This window comes from Kineococcus esterisolvens, assembly GCF_050871405.1.
Lineage (GTDB): Bacteria > Actinomycetota > Actinomycetes > Actinomycetales > Kineococcaceae > Kineococcus.
This window is the reverse complement of record NZ_JBJLRI010000020.1, coordinates 17,914-36,820: the sequence shown is the minus strand read 5'-3', so window position 1 is coordinate 36,820 and position 18,907 is coordinate 17,914. Positions and strand designations below refer to the sequence as shown.

Genomic DNA, 18,907 nt, shown 5'->3' with positions numbered 1-18,907 from the left:
CTGTGGACGGGGCCGGGACGCCACGGGCCTGTGGGCACCGCGGCGTCCCGACGGGGTCAGCGCCCCGTGTCGCGCAGCGCCGCCTGAGCGGCGTCCAGCCACGCCCGCCGGGCCCGGAGGGCCTCCTCGGCGCGGGCCAGGGCACGGGCGTCGCCACGGGAGCGGGCCTGCTCCACGTCGGCCTCCAGGTCCCGGATGGCCGACTCGAGCTGGCTGGCCAGCCCACCCGCGCGGGCCTGCGCCTCGGGGTTGCTGCGGGCCCAGCGGGCCTGCTCGGCGTCGCGCACCGCGGTCTCCACCGCCCGCAGACGGCCCTCGACCCGGTTCAGGTCCGCGCGCGGCACCTTGCCGGCGGCCTCCCAGCGGTCCTGGATGCTGCGCAGGGCGGCCTTCGCGGCGCCCAGGTCCTTCACGGGCAGCAGCGCCTCGGCCTCGACGAGCAGCTCCTCCTTGACGGCCAGGTTGTCGCGGAACTCCTCGTCCACCGCGTCGTTCGCGGCGCTGCGCGCGGCGAAGAACACGTCCTGGGCGGCGCGGAAGCGCTCCCACAGGGCGTCGTCGTCCTTGCGGCCCAGTCGGCCGGCGGCCTTCCACCGGTCCATCAGCGTGCGGTAGGCGGTGGTGGTGCCGCGCCAGTCCGTCGACGTCGACAGCGCCTCCGCCTCGGCGACGAGCTTCTCCTTCTCCGCCCGCGTGCTCGCGCGCTGCTCGCCCAGGGCGGCGAAGTGGTGCCGGCGCACCTTGTCGAAGGCGCTGCGGGCGTGGCTGAAGCGCTTCCACAGCTCGTCCTCGCTGCGCTTGTCCAGCCGGCCCTCGCGCTGGGCGGCCTTCCACTCCTCGAACAGCTCCCGCAGGCGCTCACCGGCGGCGCGCCACTGGACCTTCTCGGGGTCCTGGGCGGCGATGCCCTCGGCCTCCTCCACGATCGCCACGCGCGCCGCGCGCAGCCGCTCGCGGTTGGCCGCCCGCGCCCGGTCGGCGGCGGCGCGCGCCTCGTCGGCGATGGTCGCCAGCGCCTCCACGCGCGCGGTCAGCGCGTCCAGGTCGCCCACGGCGCGCGTCTCGGCCAGTGCGGTGCGCAGGGCGCTGACCCCGCTGACGATGTCCTTGCCGGCCAGCTCGGTGCTGCGCAACCGCTGCTCGAACAGGTCGACCTGGGCGACGAGCTCCTCGTACTTGCGCACGAAGTACGCCACCGCCTCCTCGGGCGTGGCGTCCGGGTACTGCCCGACCTCGTGCTCGCCGTCTGCCCGGCGCACCCAGACCGTGCCGTTCTCGTCGACGCGGCCGAAGGCCGCCGCGGCCTCGCGGTCCACGGACGTGGCGTGCACGGCCTCCACGGCCGGCGGCTCGGCGGCCGGGTCGTCGGGCAGCGCGCGCGGTGCAGCGGGCGGCACCGGGCGGGGGGCGGGCCGGCCGGCCATCGCCGCGGGGGAGGGGCGCGCCGCCGCGGCGTCGGCGGCGTCGCGAGCGCCGGTCACGGCGTCCTCGGCGAGCTCGGGCGCCTCCGCGCTGACGGCGGGCACCGCCTCCTCGGTGGGGTCCTCCGCGCTGACGGCGGGCTCGGGCGCCTCCGCGCTGACGGCGGGCTCGGGCGCCTCCGCGCTGACGGCGGGCACCGCCTCCTCGGCGGGGTCCTCCGCGGGGCTCTGCGCGGGTTCGCCGGCGGCGACCTGCGGCTCCTGGTCCGCGCCCTGCGTCGTCGTGGGGTCGCTGGGGGTGTCCTGAACGTCCTGGGGGGACGCCGGCTCCTGGGGCTGCTCGCTCACCCGCCGCAGTCTAGGTGCCGCGCTCCCCGGACGGCGCAGGCGATCACCCCGAGTCCCCGTCCGATCGCCGCGGGTGGTCGTGCACGGGGTGCGCGGTGGGCGCTGCGCGGGCCTTCGGCCTGGCCCGGTCCCCTCCCCGGTCCTAGGCTCGGCGGCGTGCTCGTGGAGACCGTGGAGGCGGCCGTCGCCGGGACGAACTGCTACGTGCTCGCCCCGGCGGCCGGGGAGGAGTGCGTGGTCGTCGACCCCGGCGTCGACGTCGTCGACCGGCTCGCCGAGGTGCTGCGCCGGCACCGGTTGCGCCCGGCGGCCGTGCTGCTGACCCACGGGCACTTCGACCACACCTGGTCGGTCACCCCGGTCTGCGGTGCGCACGGCGTCGCGGCGACCATCCACGCCGACGACGCCCACCGGCTGCGCGACCCCCTGGAGGGGATGGGCCCGCAGCTGCGCGCGGCCCTGCAGGCCTCGGGCGCCGGGGCCTGGCGCGAGCCCGACGACGTGGTGACCGTCGGCGACGGCGCCCGCCTGGACGTGGCCGGTCTCGACGTCACGGTCAGCCACGCCCCCGGGCACACCGAGGGCTCTGTGCTGTTCGGCGTGGCCCGCCCGGGCGAGCCGGACCTGCTGCTGGCGGGGGACGTGCTGTTCGCCGGGTCCGTCGGGCGCACCGACCTGCCCGGAGGGGACGGCGAGGCGATGCTGCGCAGCCTGGCCACCCGGGTCCTGCCGCTCGACGACGCCACCGACGTCCTGCCCGGTCACGGGCCGGCCACCACGATCGGCCGCGAGCGCGCCGCGAACCCCTGGCTGCGGCAGCTGCGGGGCTGACCGCGCCGCCGCCCGGCTCAGTCGGCCACGGAGATCCCGAGGTGGTCCGCCAGCAGCGGCGCCAGGCGCAGCAGTTGCACGCCGGAGACGACCAGCCCCCGCAGCCCGTCCACGCCGCTGACGCCCTCCAGGTCGCTGTCGGACACGTCCACGTCCGCCAGGCGCGCCGAGGACGCCTCCAGCGCACCCAGCCGGCAGTCCTCGAAGCGCACCCGTTGCCAGCGCGCGCCGGTCGCGTCCACGTCCCGCAGGTCGCAGCCGGTGAAGGTGACGTCGGTCAGGCGCGACTCGCGCAGGTCCGCGAAGTCGACCCGCCCGCCGGTGAGCGACACCCGCGTGAGCGTGGCGCCCGGCGCCGACAGGGCGCCCACCCGCACCTGCTGCAGCGCGCACTCCTGCCAGGAGGACGAGCGCAGCGACAGCGACGTGGCGGCCAGTCCGCTGACGCGGCAGTCCACGAACCTGGCCCCGGTCAGCACCGCCCCGTCGCCGCGGCAGTCCTGCAGCAGGCAGCTCAGGAACCGGGCGTCGGTGGCGTCCACCCCCGACAGGTCCAGCCCCTCGAGGAGCAGGTCGTCGTGGGCGGCACCGGCCGCGGGCGGGCCGCCGGCCGGCAGCAGGTCGGCGGCGGCGGGCAGGTCCGGGTGCGCGGGCGCCGGGCGGCGCGGTGCGGTGCGGCTCACGGGGGCCAGCGTGGCGCACGCCACCGACGCACCGCCCGCCGCCGCGCGTGCCCGCACGTCCGTAGGATCGTCGTCGCGCACCACCGCGCACTGACGACGAGAGGACCCCCCGTGCTCCGCACCCACGAGGCCGGCGCCCTGCGCGCCGGCCACGCAGGCCAGACCGTCACGCTCACCGGCTGGGTGGCGCGGCGGCGCGATCACGGCGGCGTGGCGTTCCTGGACCTGCGCGACGCCTCGGGCGTCGTGCAGGTGGTCGCGCGCGACGAGATCCTCGACGCGGGTGGCGCCCACGAGCTGCGCAACGAGTACTGCGTGCGCATCACCGGCGAGGTGCGGCTGCGCCCGGAGGGCAACGAGAACCCGGCCATCCCCACCGGTGCGGTCGAGGTCGACACCACCGCGCTGGAGGTCCTCAGCGAGGCCGCGCCGCTGCCGTTCCAGATCGACGACACCCTCAACGTCGGCGAGGAGGTGCGGCTGAAGCACCGCTACCTGGACCTGCGCCGCAGCTCCCCGGCGCGCGCGCTGAAGCTGCGCAGCGAGGCGAGCCGCGCTGCCCGCGCCGTGCTGGAGGAGCACCGCTTCACCGAGGTGGAGACGCCGACCCTGACCCGCTCCACCCCCGAGGGCGCGCGCGACTTCATCGTCCCGGCGCGGCTGGCGCCCGGTTCCTGGTACGCGCTGCCGCAGAGCCCGCAGCTGTTCAAGCAGCTGCTCATGGTCGGCGGCGTGGAGCGCTACTACCAGATCGCGCGCTGCTACCGCGACGAGGACTTCCGCGCCGACCGGCAGCCGGAGTTCACCCAGCTCGACATCGAGATGAGCTTCGTCGAGCAGGACGACGTCATCGCCCTCGGCGAGCAGATCGTCGCCGCGCTGTGGCGGTTGATCGGCCACGAGGTCCAGCTGCCCCTGCCGCGCATGACGTACGCCGAGGCGATGGCCCGCTACGGCAGCGACAAGCCCGACCTGCGCTTCGGCGTGGAGCTCGTCGAGTGCACGGAGTTCTTCGCGGACACGCCGTTCCGGGTGTTCCAGGCCCCCTACGTCGGGGCGGTTGTCATGCCCGGCGGGGCCTCGCAGCCGCGCAAGACGCTCGACGCGTGGCAGGACTGGGCCAAGCAGCGCGGGGCCAAGGGCCTGGCGTACGTCCTCGTCGGCGAGGACGGCGAGCTGTCCGGGCCGGTGGCCAAGAACCTGTCCGAGGCCGAGCGGGCGGGCATCGCCGCCCACGTGGGCGCGAAGCCCGGCGACTGCGTCTTCTTCGCGGCGGGCCCGGTCAACGCCCAGCGGGCCCTGCTGGGCGCCGCTCGCGGCGAGATCGCCCGGCGCTGCGGCCTGATCGACGAGTCGGCCTGGTCGTTCCTGTGGGTGGTGGACGCTCCCATGTTCAAGGCGGCCGCCGAGGACGACGACGTCTCGATCGGCGCGGGCGCCTGGAACGCGGTGCACCACGCGTTCACCGCGCCCAAGCCCGAGCACCTGGACACCTTCGACACCGACCCCGCCTCGGCGCTGTCGAACGCCTACGACATCGTCTGCAACGGCAACGAGATCGGTGGCGGCTCGATCCGCATCCACCGCCGCGACGTGCAGGAGCGCGTCTTCGGCGTCATGGGGATCGACGAGGACACCGCTCGCGAGCAGTTCGGCTTCCTCCTGGACGCCTTCGCCTACGGCGCCCCGCCGCACGGCGGCATCGCGTTCGGCTGGGACCGCGTGGTGGCGCTGCTGGCCGGTGCCGACTCCATCCGCGAGGTCATCGCGTTCCCCAAGTCCGGCGGGGGTTTCGACCCGCTGACCTCCGCACCGGCACCCATCACCGCGCAGCAGCGCAAGGAGGCCGGGGTGGACGCGAAGCCCGAGGAGCGCAAGACCCCCGGTGCCTGAGCGCGCTCGCCGCGGTCCGCGGGCGGCGCTGGCCGCGGCCGCCGTCGGCGCGGTCGCCGTCGCGGTGCTGACGGCGCTCGTGGTGTCCGGGGCGAGCGCGGGGCTGGACGGCCCGCTGTCGCGGGCCGCGGTCTCCGCCGCCCTGGACGCCCCCGCGCTGACCCGAGCGGCGCAGGTCGTCGAGCACGTCACCGAGCCGGTCTGGGTCTACCTGGCAGGGCTCGCCGGGGTGGTGGCGTGCGCCCGCTCTGGCCGGCGCCGCGACGCGCTGTGCGCGCTGGTCGTCGGTGTGGTGGCGGCCCTGGCCTCTCCGCTGCTGAAGCTGCTGGTGGGCCGGGTGCGCCCGGCCCTGGAGGCGGGGCTGACGGGCTCGGACGGCGGGTCGTTCCCCTCGGGGCACGCCTTCGCGTCCGGCACCGTCGTGCTGGGTGCGCTGGTGCTGCTCGCTCCGCCGGCCCGTTCGGCGGGCCGCCTGGTGCTGCGGGCGGGCGCGGGGGCGCTGGTGCTGCTCCTGATCGGGGTGGACCGGGTGTGGCTGGGGGCGCACTGGCCCACCGACGTGCTGGGCGGCTGGCTGATGGCCGCCGTCCTCGTCTGCCTGGCCGCGGCGGTCGCGGCGCGCGGGCGCCCCGCCGCGGGGCGCCCGGTCGGTCCCCGGGGGCGGGACCTCAGAGGGAGACGGTGACGACGTACGTGCCGCGCTGAGCGCCCGCGCCGCCCGGCTGGGCAGGCAGGGCCGCCGGGGAGGCCGCGGCCACCGGGACCGTGACGGGCGTGCGCAGCCCGGACTCGACCGTGCTCACCGGCGCCGCCGCGGAGGCGGTGCTCGCCGTGGCGACGGTCAGCCCGACGGAGGAGACGCCGGCGATGAGGCCCGCGGCGAGCATCCGGCGGTGCAGGGACGCGGAGCTGCGGGAGGACTTGCGGGTGGCGGTGCGGTTCGTCGTCATGGCAGCAGAGTGCTCCCGGACCCTGTGGCGCCCCTGTGCTGCGCGGCGTCCCGGACTGTCGGTTCCCTGAGTGGTCCCTGAGCGCGCCAGGGCCCCCGGGGACACCCGGGGGCCCTGGCGCGGGGCGTCAGGCGCCGCTGGTGCTCGTGCCGCCCGTCGTGCCACCGCCCGTGGTGGCGGCGCCCAGGTCGTACACGGTGGTGCCGTCCACGTCGGTGGTGGGGAAGTTCTGCGCCACCCACTGCGCGATCTGCGCGGCCGCGTCGCTGCCCCCGGTGTCGGTGGAGGCCATCGAGCTGCTGGCGACGTAGTAGTGGATGCGCCCGGCGGCCACGTGCGCCTGGAACTGCTCCAGGGTCGGCGTGGGGTCCGTGCCGTTGAACCCGCCCACCGCCATGACGGGTTCCTGCGTCGCCAGCTGGTACCCGGCGGCGTTGTTGGACCCGGTGACGGCGGCGACCCACGTGTAGGAGTCGGCGTCGGCCGCGAGCAGCGCGGTCAGTTCGGCGCTGGGCTCGGAAGCGCCCAGCAGGCCGCCCATCCCGCCGCCCACCCGGCCGCCCGTGCCACCGGCTCCGCCGAACCCGCCGAACCCGCCGCCCCGCCCGGTGCCCTGAGCGGGGGTGCCCTGACCAGTCGCGGTCCCGGGGGCCTGCGCCCGGCCGGGCGCGGTGCCGCCGGCCGGGGGTTGCCCGCCGCCGGGGAACCCGCCCGCACCGGCGCCGCCGGGGGCACCGCCGCCGAACCCGGCGGTGGTGCTGGGGCCGGCGGAGACGATCGCACCGGTCTGCGCGGTGGAGGCCGTCTGCACCGAGTACGCCAGCGGCCCGGCCAGCGCGGCCACCAGGCCCGCCGCGGCGCCACCGCGCGCCAGCGCCAGGGCCACCCGGCCCCGCAGCGCCCGCGCGAGCACCAGCAGCGCCCCCGCGACCACCCCGATCGCGAGCACGGTGCCGCGCAGCCACGGCAGGAACTGGGGGCTGCGGCCGAGCAGCACCCACGCCCACACGGCGGTGCCCGCGATCACCACGCCCAGCAGCGGCAGCGCCCAGCGCGTCGCACGCGCCGCCCACAGCTGCACCGCCCCCGGGCCCGCCAGGGCGGCGACCGCGGGCGCCAGGGCGACGGCGTAGTAGGGGTGGATGATCCCGGACATGAAGCTGAACGCCGTGAACGTCACCGCGCCCCACCCGGTCCACGCCACCAGCGCGGCGCGGCGCACGTCGGTGCGCGGTGCGCGGGCGGTCAGCGCGAACCCGGCGACCGCCAGGACCGCCGCGGCCGGCAGCAACCAGGAGATGTTGCCGCCGAACTCGGCGTTGAACATCCGCCCGATGCCGGTCTCGCCCCAGCCGTTGCCGGCGCCCACGCTGCCGGTCTCCTCGCCGGTCAGCCGCCCGAGGCCGTTGTAGCCGAACGTCAGCTCCAGGAAGGAGTTCGTCTGCGACCCGCCCACGTAGGGGCGCCAGGACTCCGGGACGAGCTCGACGACCGCCACCCACCAGCCGGCGGAGACCAGCAGCGCCAGCCCGGCCAGCAGCAGGTGCTTCACGCGCGCCGCCGGGCGGTGCGGCGCCGCCCACAGGTACGCCAGCGCCAGGCCGGGCAGCACGAGGAACACCTGCAGCTGCTTGGTGAGGAACCCCAGACCGCAGAACACCCCCGCCCACACCAGGAACTTCGCGCGGCCGGTGTCCACGGCCTTCAGCACGCCCCAGGTGGCCGCGACCATCAGCAGGACCAGCAGCGCGTCGGGGTTGTTGAAGCGGAACATCAAGGTGGCCACGGGGGTCGTGGCCAGGACGAACCCGGCCAGCAGCGCCGCGGCGGGGGAGGCGTACCGGCGCACCGTGGCGTGCAGCAGCGCCACGGCGGCCACGCCCTGCAGCGCCTGCGGCACGAGGATCGACCAGGACGACAACCCGAACAAGCGCACCGACAACCCGGTGATCCACAGCGCGGCGGGAGGTTTGTCGACGGTGATGGCGTTCGCGGCGTCGGAGGAACCGTAGAACCACGCCTCCCACGACACCGAGCCGGCCTGCGCCGCCGCCGCGTAGAACGGGTTGGCCCACCCGGAGGCGGACAGCCCCACCAGGTACAGCGCGGCGGTGCCCGCCAGCAGGGCCAGCAGCGCGGGCCGCGCCCACCGCGGGTCGTCCGGCCGGCCCCGCCAGGCGCGGGCGGCGAGCACCCGCGGGTGCACCGGCAGCGACCGGGCGCGGCGCGGGCCGGAGCCGGGACCGGAGCGTTCCAGGGCGGTGCGGGTCCCGGGGACGGCGCTCACGGCGTGGTGTCCCGGGCGCCGTGCACCGGCACCACCGCGCGCGCCGCGCCGGGGGACCGGGCGTCGTCAGACCGCGTGCCGGGGGACTGCGCGCAGGAGCGGTCCTCCTGGTGGCCGGGCCGGTGGTGGCGGCGGTCGCGGAACACCCACGAGCGCAGCAGCAGGAACCGCAGCACGGTGGCGGCCAGGTTCGCGGCCGTCAGCACGGCCAGTTCCGCGCCCCGGGTGGCCCCCGGTGCGGCGGAGTGCAGCACCGCCAGGCTGCCGGAGGTCAGCGCCCACCCCAGCAGGAACACCAGCAGCCCCTGCACCTGGTGGCGCCCGGCGCCCTCGGACCCGCGCACCCCGAACGTCAGGCGCCGGTTCAGCGCCGTGTTGCCGACGGCGGTCAGCAGCAGCGCCAGGAAGTTCGCGGCCTGGGCGCTCGTCACCTCCTGGAGCAGCAGGTACAGCAGCGCGTACGCCCCGGTGCTGGCCAGGCCCACGCCGACGAACCGGCCCAGCTGCCCGGCCAGGCTGGTGGAAACCCCGGCCACCGCGGCCGGCTGGGGGCCGCGGCCCAGGCTTTCGCGGACCTCGCGCAGCGGCAGCTTCCCGGTGGCGATCGCGGTGGCCAGGCGCCGGATGCCGCGCAGGTCCGCCAGCGCGGTGGCGACGATGTCGACGCGGCTGTCGGGGTCGTCGACCCAGTCGACGGGGATCTCCTGGATCCGCAGGCCGGAGCGCTCGGCGAGCACCAGCAGCTCGGTGTCGAAGAACCAGCCGGTGTCCTCCACCAGCGGCAGCACGGTGCGCGCCACGTCGGCGCGGATCGCCTTGAAACCGCACTGCGCATCGCTGAAGCGCACGCGCAGGGTGCCGTGCAGCAGCAGGTTGTAGCAGCGCGAGATGATCTCGCGCTTGGCGCCGCGCACGACGTTGGAGCTGCGCGCCAGGCGCGAGCCGATCGCGACGTCGGAGTGCCCGGAGACCAGCCCGGCCACCAGCGGCAGCAGCGCCGCCAGGTCGGTGGACAGGTCGACGTCCATGTACGCCAGCACGGCGGCGTCCGAGGTGGACCACACGTGCTTCAGGGCCCGCCCGCGCCCCTTCTGCTCCATGCGCACGCTGCGCACCCCGGGGATCTCCGCGGCGAGCGCGGCGGCCACCTGCGCGGTGGCGTCGGTGCTGGCGTTGTCCGCGACGGTGATGCGGCAGGCTAACGGGAACGAGGCCAGGTGCGCGTGCAGGCGCCGCACGCACGGCTCGAGGTCGACCTCCTCGTTGTGGACGGGAACCACGACGTCCAGCACCGGGGGGGCCGGGCGCGGGTCCCTCGCGGGCCCGGTCCCGGGATCGGTTCCCGGGGCCGGGCGCGGCCGCGGCGGGACGGGCGGGGAGCCGGGAGGCGTGGCTGTCATGCCCGGAGGTTCGGCGCTGCGCCTTCCGGGCACGTGGGGACCGGCTGTGCTGGGCCTGTGGGTGCGGTGCCCGGTGCCGGCCGGTGGGTCAGGAGGCGCGGGCCGGCTCGCCCGCCGCGGCCAGCGGCAGGTCCACGCGGAACGCGGTGCGCCCCGGGACGCTGTCCACGCTGACGCGGCCGTCGTGGGAGGCGACCACCGCCTGCACGATCGCCAGGCCCAGGCCGGTGCTGCCGGCGGCTCGCGAGCGGGAGGAGTCCCCCCGCGCGAACCGCTCGAACACGTGCGGCAGCAGCTCCGGGGAGATCCCGGGCCCGTCGTCCACGACGTCCAGGTGCACGCGCCCGCCCCGGGTGCGCAGGTGCACGGTCACCGTCGTGCCCGCAGGGGTGTGGCTGCGGGCGTTGCCCAGCAGGTTCACCAGCACCTGGTGCAGCCGGGCGCCGTCACCGGGGACCTCCACCGCCTCCTCCGGCAGGTCCAGGCGCCAGGTGTGCTCGAGACCGGCCACGCGCGCGTCGCTAACCGCGTCGAGCACCGTCATGGTCAGGTCGACGTGCTCGCGCTCCAGCGGCCGCCCGGAGTCCAGGCGCGCCAGCAGCAGCAGGTCCTCCACGAGCCCGGTCATGCGCACCGCCTCGGACTCCACGCGCCGCAGGGCGTGGGCCACGTCCGCCGGCACGCTCTCGCGGTTGCGGCGGGCCAGCTCGGCGTAGCCGCGGATCGCCGCCAGCGGCGTGCGCAGCTCGTGGCTGGCGTCGGCGACGAACTGGCGCACCCGCTGCTCGGAGGCGTGCCGGGCGCTCAGGGCGGAGCCGACGTGGTCCAGCAGGCGGTTCAGCGCCGAGCCGACCCGCCCCACCTCGGTGCGCTCGTCGGTGTCGCGCGCGGGCACGCGCTGCTCCAGGTCCACCTCCCCGCGGTCCAGCTCCAGCTCCGACACGCGCGCGGCGGTGGCCGCCACCCGCTGCAGCGGGGCCAGGTCGCGGCGCACCAGGACGGTGCCGGTGACCGCGGCGGCGGCCACGCCCAGCAGGATCACGGCGGCCTCCACGCCGACCACCGTCCACAGGGTCGTCTCCACGCCCGTCAGCGGCACCCCGGTGACCTGCAGCGCACCGGTGGGCAGGGTCGCCGCCACCACGCGGTAGGTCCCCAGCCCCGGCAGCTCCACGGTGCGCGCGTCGCCCAGGTCCACCTGCCGCAGCGCCTCGGCCTGCGCGTCGCCCAGCGCCACGGCGCACTCCTGGCCGCCGCTGCTGCTGGTGTCGATGACCCCCGACTGCCCGGCCACCAGCTCACCGCCGGAGAAGCGCGCGCCCACGGTCCCGTCCACCTGCCCGGGACCCACGAACGCCGGCCGGGTGCCCGAGGGGCAGGTGCTGGCCTCCTCCTCGTCCGGGCGCGGGCCGGCCCGGCCGCCGAACTCGGAGCGCTGGGCCAGGTCCACCGACTCGGCGAGCTGACCGTCGACCTGGTCCATCAGCTGGTCCCGCAGCGCGTAGGTGGTCACCACGCCGATCACCAGCCCCACCGCCACCAGCAGCGCGGTGACGGTGGCGATGAGCCGGCCGCGCAGCGTCTGCGGGCGGTGCAGCGGTGACCTCACCCCTCCACCCTCGCGCCCCCGGTGCGGTTCGTCACGTCAGGTGCGCCGCTCAGCCGGCCGGGTCGACGGCCGGCTTGAGCACGTACCCGGCGCCGCGCACGGTGTGGATCATGGGGGAGCGCCCGGCGTCGATCTTGCGGCGCAGGTAGGAGACGTACAGCTCCACGATGTTCGCCTGGCCGCCGAAGTCGTAGTTCCACACCCGGTCCAGGATCTGCGCCTTGGACAGCACGCGGCGCGGGTTGCGCATCAGGAAGCGCAGCAGCTCGAACTCCGTGGCCGTCAGCTTGACCTCCTCACCGCCGCGGAACACCTCGTGGCTGTCCTCGTCCAGGACGAGGTCGCCCACGCTGAGCACCGGCTCCTGCTTGGCGGCGGCCAGGCCGGAGCGGCGCACCAGGCTGCGCAGCCGGGCCACGACCTCCTCCAGGCTGAACGGCTTGGTGACGTAGTCGTCGCCGCCGGCGGTCAGGCCGGCGACGCGGTCCTCCACGGCGTCCTTGGCGGTCAGGAACAGCACCGGCACCTCGGTGGAGTCCGCGCGCAGCCGGCGCAGCACCTCCAGCCCGTCGATGTCCGGGAGCATGATGTCCAGCACGACCGCGTCGGGCCGGAAGGAGCGCGCGGTGCGCACCGCCTCCAGGCCGTCGGCGGCGGTGCGCACGTCCCAGCCCTCGTAGCGCAGCGCCATGCTCAGCAGCTCGGACAGGGTGGGCTCGTCGTCGACGACGAGCACGCGCAGCGGGCTGCCGTCGGGGCGCTGCAGGTCGGTGCGGGTGGTGGTGGCGGTCATGGCCCCATCGTCGGTGTCCCGGCTGCGACGCTTCAGGGGAAAGGCTGAGAACAACCTGTGCGGCTGCGGGGCCGTTCACCCGTTCGGCCCAGCGCGGTCGCTCAGGAGGTGGCCAGCTCACCCTCAGCCACCGGCCGGGCCAGGTCCAGCACGCGCTGCACCACGGGTCGCGCCGGCGACGTCGTGCAGCTGCCGCCGGCGTGCGCCGCGGCCCGCCGCAGCCGTTCCAGGAACCGCACGGCGGTGGCGTCCACGGCCGTGACGGCGCGCACGTCCACGTGCACCCGGGCGCGCGGACGGGCGGCGCAGTGCCCGCGCACCTGCTCCTCCACCAGCGCCAGCTCGCCCGCCAGGGCCAGGTCCACGTCACCGGTGAGCACCACGTGCAGGGCACCGGCCTCCTCGCGCGTGACGACGGTGGGGACCGCCACGCGCCCACCGTCGCGCGCGGGGTCCAGCGGCCCGCCCACCGGCGGTGCGGGCAGTTCCGCACCGCGCGGCTCGCCCCGCAGGGTGCGCGCCACCACGTGGATCCGCACCGGCGGCGGCTCGGGGCCCGCCCCGGACGGCGGGCCACCGGGCGTGCTGCGCGGGGCGGGGCTGTCGTCGGGGATCACGGGGCACCTCCGCAGGACGGGGACGGGTCCCGGCCAGCCTCGGTGGGCCCGGTGGGATCAGCCGGGGGAGCGGCTGTGCACCGGCTGGCAGTGGCGCTCGCCGCGGTGGCCGCCGCCGCGGGGTCCCGCGGGGGTTAGCGTGCGGGCCGTGGCCGACCTGTTCTCCGCCGACGCCGACCCCGCCGGTGACCCCGCCGCCGCTCCGGACGACTCCCGCGGCGGGCGCGCCGTGCTGGCCGGCGCCCCCCTGGCGGTGCGGATGCGCCCGCGCGGCGTGGACGAGGTCGTGGGCCAGCAGCACCTGCTGGGAGCGGGCTCGCCGCTGCGGCGCCTGGCGACCGAGGGCGACCTGGGGCGCGCCGGGCCCGCCTCGGTGGTGCTGTGGGGACCGCCCGGCACGGGCAAGACCACGCTGGCGCACGTCATCGCCCGCTCCGGCGGGCGGCGCTTCACGGAGCTGTCGGCGGTCACCGCGGGCGTGAAGGACGTGCGCCGCGTCATGGAGGAGGCGCGCGAGACGCGCGACCTGCACGGCCGCCAGACGGTGCTGTTCCTCGACGAGATCCACCGCTTCACCAAGGCGCAGCAGGACGCGCTGCTGCCGGGGGTGGAGAACCGCTGGGTGGTGCTCGTGGCGGCCACGACGGAGAACCCCAACTTCTCCGTCGTCACCCCGCTGCTGTCGCGCTCGCTGCTGCTGACGCTGCGTCCCCTGGACGACGACGACGTGCGCGCCCTGCTGCGCTCGGCGGTCGCGGACCCCCGAGGACTGGCCGGGGAGGTGGAGCTGGGCGAGGAGGCGCTGGAGCACCTGGTGCGGGTGGCCGACGGCGACGCCAGGCGCGCGCTGACGGCCCTGGAGGCCGCCGCGGGCACCGCCTTCGACACCCCCGTCGCCTCGGGCGGGCGCCCGGTGGTGACGCTGGAGCACGCCGAGCGCGCCCTGGACCGGGCCGCGGTGCGCTACGACCGCGCCGGCGACCAGCACTACGACGTGGTCAGCGCGTTCATCAAGTCGATGCGCGGCTCCGACGTGGACGCCGCCCTGCACTACCTGGCCCGCATGGTCGAGGCGGGGGAGGACCCCCGCTTCATCGCCCGGCGCATCGTCATCGCCGCCGCCGAGGACGTCGGGATGGCCGACCCCTCCGCGCTGCAGACCGCCGTGGCCGCCATGCACGCCGTGGCGCAGATCGGCATGCCGGAGGCGCGCATCGTGCTGGCGCAGGCGGTGGTGCACAACGCGACCGCGCCGAAGTCCAACGCCGCCTACAACGCCGTCAACGCGGCGATCGCGGACGTGCGGGCGGGGATGGCGGGGCCCGTGCCCGCGCACCTGCGCGACGCGCACTACTCCGGGGCGCAGCGGCTGGGGCACGGCAAGGGGTACGTCTACACGCACGACACCCCCGCCGGGGTGGCCGCGCAGCAGTACGCCCCCGACGAGCTCGTCGGCAAGGACTACTACGTGCCCACCGACCGCGGCTTCGAGGCGCAGGTGCGCGAGCGCCTGGGCCGCCTGCGCCGCATCCTGCGCGGGCGCTGACCCCCTGACCACGGCGGGGCGGGGGAGCAGCGGGCGCCGCCGGGTAGGGTCGAGGGCCGAGCGCCGGTGGTCACCGCCGGCACAGCGCCGGGTGGGCGACCCGGCAGGACCGCACGAGCAGGAGGCACCTCGATGCAGACGGCCGAGATCCGTCGGCGCTGGCTGGACTTCTTCGAGCGCAAGGGCCACACCGTGGTCCCCAGCGCCTCGCTGGTCTCCTCCGACCCGAGCCTCATGTTCACCGTCGCGGGCATGGTGCCGTTCATCCCGTACCTGACCGCCCAGGTGCCCGCGCCGTACGAGCGCGCCACCAGCGTGCAGAAGTGCCTGCGGACCCTCGACATCGAGGAGGTCGGCAAGACCACCCGCCACGGCACGTTCTTCCAGATGAACGGCAACTTCTCCTTCGGGGACTACTTCAAGCGCGAGGCCATCGCCTTCGCCTGGGAGCTGCTGACCACCCCGGAGGCCGAGGGCGGCCTGGGCTTCGACCCGCAGCGGCTGTGGACGACGGTGTACCTCGACGACGACGAGGCCTTCCAGCTGTGGCGGGAGGTCGGCGTGCCCGCCGAGCGCATCCAGCGCCGCGGCAAGGCCGACAACTACTGGAACACCGGCCAGCCGGGCCCCGGCGGCCCGTGCTCGGAGATCTACTTCGACCGCGGACCCCGGTACGGCGCGGACGGTGGCCCCGAGGCCGACGAGGACCGGTACCTCGAGATCTGGAACCTCGTCTTCATGCAGCACCAGCTCTCCGCGGTGCGCTCGAAGACCGACTTCGACATCGCGGGCGACCTGCCGGCCAAGAACATCGACACCGGCATGGGCCTGGAGCGAGTGGCGTTCCTCAAGCAGGGCGTCGACAACATGTACGAGATCGACGAGGTCCGCCCCGTCCTCGACAAGGCGGCCGAGCTGTCGGGCAAGCGCTACGGCGCCGTCCACGAGGACGACGTGCGCATGCGGGTCGTCGCCGACCACGTGCGCAGCGCCCTGATGCTCATCGGCGACGGCGTCACCCCCGGCAACGAGGGCGCCGGCTACGTGCTGCGCCGCCTGATCCGCCGCGCCGTGCGGGCGATGCGCCTGCTGGGCGTGGAGGAGCCGGCCCTGCCGCACCTGCTGCCCGCGTCGATGGAGGTCATGAGCGCCTCCTACCCGGAGCTGCGCACCGGGTTCGAGCGCATCTCCCGCGTCGCCCACGCCGAGGAGGACGCCTTCCGCCGCACCCTCGTCTCGGGCACCACGATCTTCGAGACCGCCGTGGCGGCCACGAAGGCCTCCGGCGGCACCGCCCTGTCGGGCGAGCGCGCGTTCGCGCTGCACGACACCTACGGCTTCCCCATCGACCTGACGCTGGAGATGGCCGCCGAGGCGGGCGTCAGCGTCGACGAGGCCGGCTTCCGCGCCCTCATGGCCGAGCAGGTCGGCCGCGCCAAGGCCGACGCGCGCGCCAAGAAGACCGGCGGGGTGGACCTGTCCAGCTACCGCACCACCCTGGAGGGCATGCCCGGCCCGGTGGTCTTCACCGGCTACGAGCACGCCACCGGCGAGGCGCGCGTCGTCGTCGTGCTGCAGGGCGGGGTCAGCACCCCCTCGGCGCCGGCGGGCACCGACGTGGAGGTCGTGCTGGACCGCACGCCCTTCTACGCCGAGGGCGGCGGCCAGCTCGCCGACCACGGCACCATCACCACCGCCTCCGGCGCGGTGGTGCGCGTCGACGACGTCCAGCAGCCCGTGCGCGGCCTGTACGTGCACAAGGGCACCGTCACCGGCGGGGAGCTGCTCGCCGGCGACGCCGCGCACGCCGAGGTCGACGCCCAGCGCCGCCGCGCGGTCAGCCGCGCCCACACCGCCACCCACCTGGTGCACCAGGTGGTGCGCGAGCACCTGGGCGACACCGCCACCCAGGCCGGCTCGGAGAACGCCCCCGGCCGGCTGCGCTTCGACTACTCCGCCACCGGGCAGGTCGGCGCGGACGTGGTGCGCCAGATCGAGGGGGTCGTCAACGAGCGCATCGCCGACGACCTCGAGGTCGGCGCCACGGTCATGGACCGCCAGGCGGCGCTCGACTTCGGCGCGATGGCCCTGTTCGGCGAGAAGTACGGCGACCGCGTGCGCGTGGTCACCATCGGCGGCGACTGGTCCAAGGAGCTGTGCGGCGGCACCCACACCCTCACCTCCCAGCAGGTGGGGCTGGTCTCGATCGTCTCGGAGGGCTCCATCGGCTCCGGCGCCCGCCGCATCGAGGCGCTGGTGGGCACCGACGCCTACGACTTCCTCACCCGCGAGCACCTGCTCGTGAACCAGCTCACCGACGTCGTCAAGGCCCGCCCGGAGGAGCTGCCCGAGCGCGTCGGCTCGCTGTTGACGCGGCTGCGCGACGCCGAGAAGGAGATCGCCCGGCTGCGCGCCGGGCAGGTGCTCGCGCTGGCCCCGCGGATCGCCGCCAGCCCGGAGGACGTCTTCGGCGTCAGCGTCGTCGCGCACGACGCCGGGCAGGCCTCCGCCGAGGACCTGCGCACCCTCGCGCTGGACGTGCGGGCCCGCCTCGGCGGCGAGCGGCCCAGCGTCGTCGCGGTCGCCGGTGTCGCCAAGGACCGCCCCGTCGTGGTCGTGGCGACCAACGAGGAGGCCCGTCGCTGGGGCGTGAAGGCCGGTGAGCTGGTGCGCGGCGCCGCCGGGACCCTCGGCGGCGGCGGGGGCGGCAAGGACGACGTGGCGCAGGGCGGTGGTCAGGACCCGGCGAAGGTCGGCGAGGCGCTCGCCGGCGTGCGCGACGCCGTCGGCCGGCGCGTCACCGGCTCCGCCTGAGCCGGGCGCGGCCGCGGTGCGAGCGGGGGTCAGGATCGCCGTCGACGTGGGGAGCGTCCGCGTCGGGGTCGCCGCGTGCGACCCTTCCGGGGTGATCGCCTCGCCCGTGCGCACCCTCGCGCGCGACGAGGAGGCCGACACCGACGTCGCGGACGTCGCCGCGCTGGTGCTCGAGCGCGCGGCCGTCGAGGTCGTCGTCGGCCTGCCGCTGTCGATGGACGGGTCCGAGGGCCACGCCGCCTTGCGCGCGCTCGAGCACGCGCGGAAGATCGCTGTGGCCGTCGAGCCCGTGCCGGTCCGTCTCGTGGACGAGCGGCTCAGCACGGTCGGCGCCCACCGGGCGCTGCACGCAGCGGGCCGGCGGGAGAAGCAGTTCCGCGACGTCGTCGACCAGGCGGCCGCGGTGGTGCTGCTGCAGGCAGCCCTGGACGCCGAGCGCTCCAGCGGCCGGGCACCCGGGCGGGTGCTGCCGGCCGCGGAGCGCCCGGGCCGCGCGAAGCGGCGCAAACCCAGGCACGGCACGACCGCGCGCCCCGCCGGGGCGTCCGCGGCGCACGACCCGGACGAGCGTCCCGAGGCCACGGAGGGCGAAGAAGCGTGATGGACCTGATGGACCTGCCCGGCACGAGCGAACGGCGTCCCCGCCGCCGCCCCGGACTGGCCGTGGCCGTGCTGCTGGTGGCCGTGGCCCTGGTGGGCGGCGGTGCGTGGGCCGCCTGGGGCACCCTGGAGCCGCTGGTGAGCCGGCTGACCGCCACCGACGACTACGAGGGCGCGGGCACCGGGACGGTCGACGTGAAGGTGGAGGCCGGGGACACCGGCACCGCCATCGGCCGCACCCTGCAGGAGGCCGGCGTCGTCAAGACCACCGAGGCGTTCGTCTCGGCCGCCGCCGCGAACGCGGGCATGGCGAGCATCCAGCCGGGCACGTACCGGCTGAGGCACGAGATGTCCGCCGCGTCCGCCGTGGCGCTGCTGCTGGACCCCGCCTCCAAGATCACCACCCGGCTGACCGTTCCGGAGGGCCTGCGCGTGCGGCAGGTCGTGGCGCTCATCGGGGAGCAGACCCCCGTCGCCGCCGCGGACGTCGAGGCCGCCCTCGCCGACCCCGCCGCGATCGGCCTGCCCGCCTCCGCCGGCGGCAACCCCGAGGGGTACCTGTTCCCGGCCACCTACGAGGTGGACCCGGACGAGACCGCCGTGGAGCTGCTGACCTCCATGGTGGACCGCACGAAGCAGGCGCTGACCGAGCTGGGCGTGCCGCCCGAGCGCGAGCACGAGGTCGTCGTCATGGCGAGCATCGCGCAGAAGGAGGCCCGCACCCCCGAGGACATGGCGAAGGTGACGCGGGTGCTGCTGAACCGCATCGAGGACGGCATGAAGCTGCAGCTGGACTCCACCGTCAGCTACGGCACCGACGGCACCACCGTCACCACCACGGCCGAGCAGCGCGCCACGGACACCCCGTGGAACACGTACATGCACCCGGGCCTGCCCGCCGGGCCGATCAGCAACCCGGGTGAGGCGGCGCTGCGCGCGGCGGTGAACCCCGAGCCGGGCCCGTGGATGTTCTTCGTCACGGTGGACCTGGCGACCGGCGAGACCCGCTTCGCCACCACCGGCGCCGAGCACGCCGCGAACGTGGAGCTGTTCCGCCAGTACCTGAGGGAGCACCCGGAGTCCGAGTGAGCGCAGGAGCGAGCGCAGGAGTGAGC

15 protein-coding genes are annotated in these 18,907 nt (G+C 76.1%); 7 read left to right on the top strand and 8 right to left on the bottom strand.

The window, feature by feature from the left end:
• Positions 1 to 56 precede the first annotated feature (56 nt).
• Positions 57 to 1,769 carry a DUF349 domain-containing protein gene (locus tag ACRYR8_RS08910; RefSeq protein ID WP_432484052.1) on the bottom strand — a complete coding sequence of 571 codons (1,713 nt, stop codon included), beginning with the start codon at positions 1,767 to 1,769 and terminating at the stop codon, positions 57 to 59.
• A gap of 156 nt (positions 1,770 to 1,925) precedes the next feature.
• Here ACRYR8_RS08910 and ACRYR8_RS08905 point away from each other — a divergent pair, with 156 nt between their 5' ends.
• Positions 1,926 to 2,600: an MBL fold metallo-hydrolase gene (locus ACRYR8_RS08905; RefSeq protein WP_432484051.1), complete on the top strand. Its 675-nt coding sequence runs from the start codon at positions 1,926 to 1,928 to the stop codon at positions 2,598 to 2,600.
• 17 nt (positions 2,601 to 2,617) lie between these two features.
• On the opposite strand, the gene ACRYR8_RS08900 is transcribed toward ACRYR8_RS08905, so the two are convergent.
• The gene (locus tag ACRYR8_RS08900) at positions 2,618 to 3,283 is read right to left on the bottom strand and encodes a pentapeptide repeat-containing protein (RefSeq protein ID WP_432484050.1); all 666 of its coding nucleotides are present in this window, start codon (positions 3,281 to 3,283) and stop codon (positions 2,618 to 2,620) included.
• A gap of 111 nt (positions 3,284 to 3,394) precedes the next feature.
• Between ACRYR8_RS08900 and aspS the strand changes: the two genes are divergently transcribed.
• Both aspS and ACRYR8_RS08890 read left to right on the top strand, forming a co-directional pair.
• Positions 3,395 to 5,176 (top strand): aspartate--tRNA ligase, encoded by a 1,782-nt coding sequence (gene aspS / locus ACRYR8_RS08895; RefSeq protein WP_432484049.1) that lies wholly within the window; start codon positions 3,395 to 3,397, stop codon positions 5,174 to 5,176.
• Positions 5,169 to 5,861, top strand: coding sequence for a phosphatase PAP2 family protein (locus ACRYR8_RS08890; RefSeq protein WP_432484048.1), 693 nt, complete (start codon positions 5,169 to 5,171; stop codon positions 5,859 to 5,861). The genes aspS and ACRYR8_RS08890 overlap by 8 nt, the downstream gene beginning before the upstream one ends.
• Here the strand turns inward: ACRYR8_RS08890 and ACRYR8_RS08885 are convergent.
• From ACRYR8_RS08885 to ACRYR8_RS08860, 6 genes are all read right to left on the bottom strand, one after another.
• A complete protein-coding gene (locus ACRYR8_RS08885; RefSeq protein WP_432484047.1) occupies positions 5,845 to 6,126 on the bottom strand; it encodes a hypothetical protein in 282 nt (93 codons plus the stop codon). The two genes, ACRYR8_RS08890 and ACRYR8_RS08885, sit on opposite strands and share 17 nt — an antisense overlap.
• A gap of 127 nt (positions 6,127 to 6,253) precedes the next feature.
• Positions 6,254 to 8,413 (bottom strand): ArnT family glycosyltransferase, encoded by a 2,160-nt coding sequence (locus tag ACRYR8_RS08880; RefSeq protein ID WP_432484046.1) that lies wholly within the window; start codon positions 8,411 to 8,413, stop codon positions 6,254 to 6,256.
• Positions 8,410 to 9,813, bottom strand: coding sequence for a glycosyltransferase (locus ACRYR8_RS08875; protein WP_432484045.1), 1,404 nt, complete (start codon positions 9,811 to 9,813; stop codon positions 8,410 to 8,412). The genes ACRYR8_RS08880 and ACRYR8_RS08875 overlap by 4 nt, the downstream gene beginning before the upstream one ends.
• Before the next feature lie 88 nt (positions 9,814 to 9,901).
• A complete protein-coding gene (locus ACRYR8_RS08870) occupies positions 9,902 to 11,422 on the bottom strand; it encodes a sensor histidine kinase (RefSeq protein WP_432484043.1) in 1,521 nt (506 codons plus the stop codon).
• Between the two features lie 49 nt (positions 11,423 to 11,471).
• Positions 11,472 to 12,215: a response regulator transcription factor gene (locus tag ACRYR8_RS08865; protein WP_432484042.1), complete on the bottom strand. Its 744-nt coding sequence runs from the start codon at positions 12,213 to 12,215 to the stop codon at positions 11,472 to 11,474.
• Positions 12,216 to 12,316: 101 nt separating this feature from the next.
• Complete coding sequence (locus ACRYR8_RS08860; RefSeq protein WP_432484040.1) at positions 12,317 to 12,832, bottom strand: STAS domain-containing protein; 516 nt, start codon at positions 12,830 to 12,832, stop codon at positions 12,317 to 12,319.
• Between the two features lie 148 nt (positions 12,833 to 12,980).
• Between ACRYR8_RS08860 and ACRYR8_RS08855 the strand changes: the two genes are divergently transcribed.
• The 4 genes from ACRYR8_RS08855 (at position 12,981) to mltG (ending at position 18,881) form a co-directional block, all read left to right on the top strand.
• Positions 12,981 to 14,378, top strand: coding sequence for a replication-associated recombination protein A (locus ACRYR8_RS08855; protein WP_432484039.1), 1,398 nt, complete (start codon positions 12,981 to 12,983; stop codon positions 14,376 to 14,378).
• A 132-nt stretch (positions 14,379 to 14,510) separates the two neighbouring features.
• Positions 14,511 to 17,192: an alanine--tRNA ligase gene (gene alaS / locus ACRYR8_RS08850; RefSeq protein WP_432484038.1), complete on the top strand. Its 2,682-nt coding sequence runs from the start codon at positions 14,511 to 14,513 to the stop codon at positions 17,190 to 17,192.
• Between the two features lie 91 nt (positions 17,193 to 17,283).
• A complete protein-coding gene (gene ruvX, locus ACRYR8_RS08845) occupies positions 17,284 to 17,793 on the top strand; it encodes a Holliday junction resolvase RuvX (RefSeq protein ID WP_432484036.1) in 510 nt (169 codons plus the stop codon).
• A complete protein-coding gene (mltG, locus tag ACRYR8_RS08840) occupies positions 17,793 to 18,881 on the top strand; it encodes an endolytic transglycosylase MltG (protein WP_432484035.1) in 1,089 nt (362 codons plus the stop codon). Before ruvX ends, mltG begins: the two co-directional genes overlap by 1 nt.
• The last annotated feature ends 26 nt before the right edge of the window (positions 18,882 to 18,907 follow it).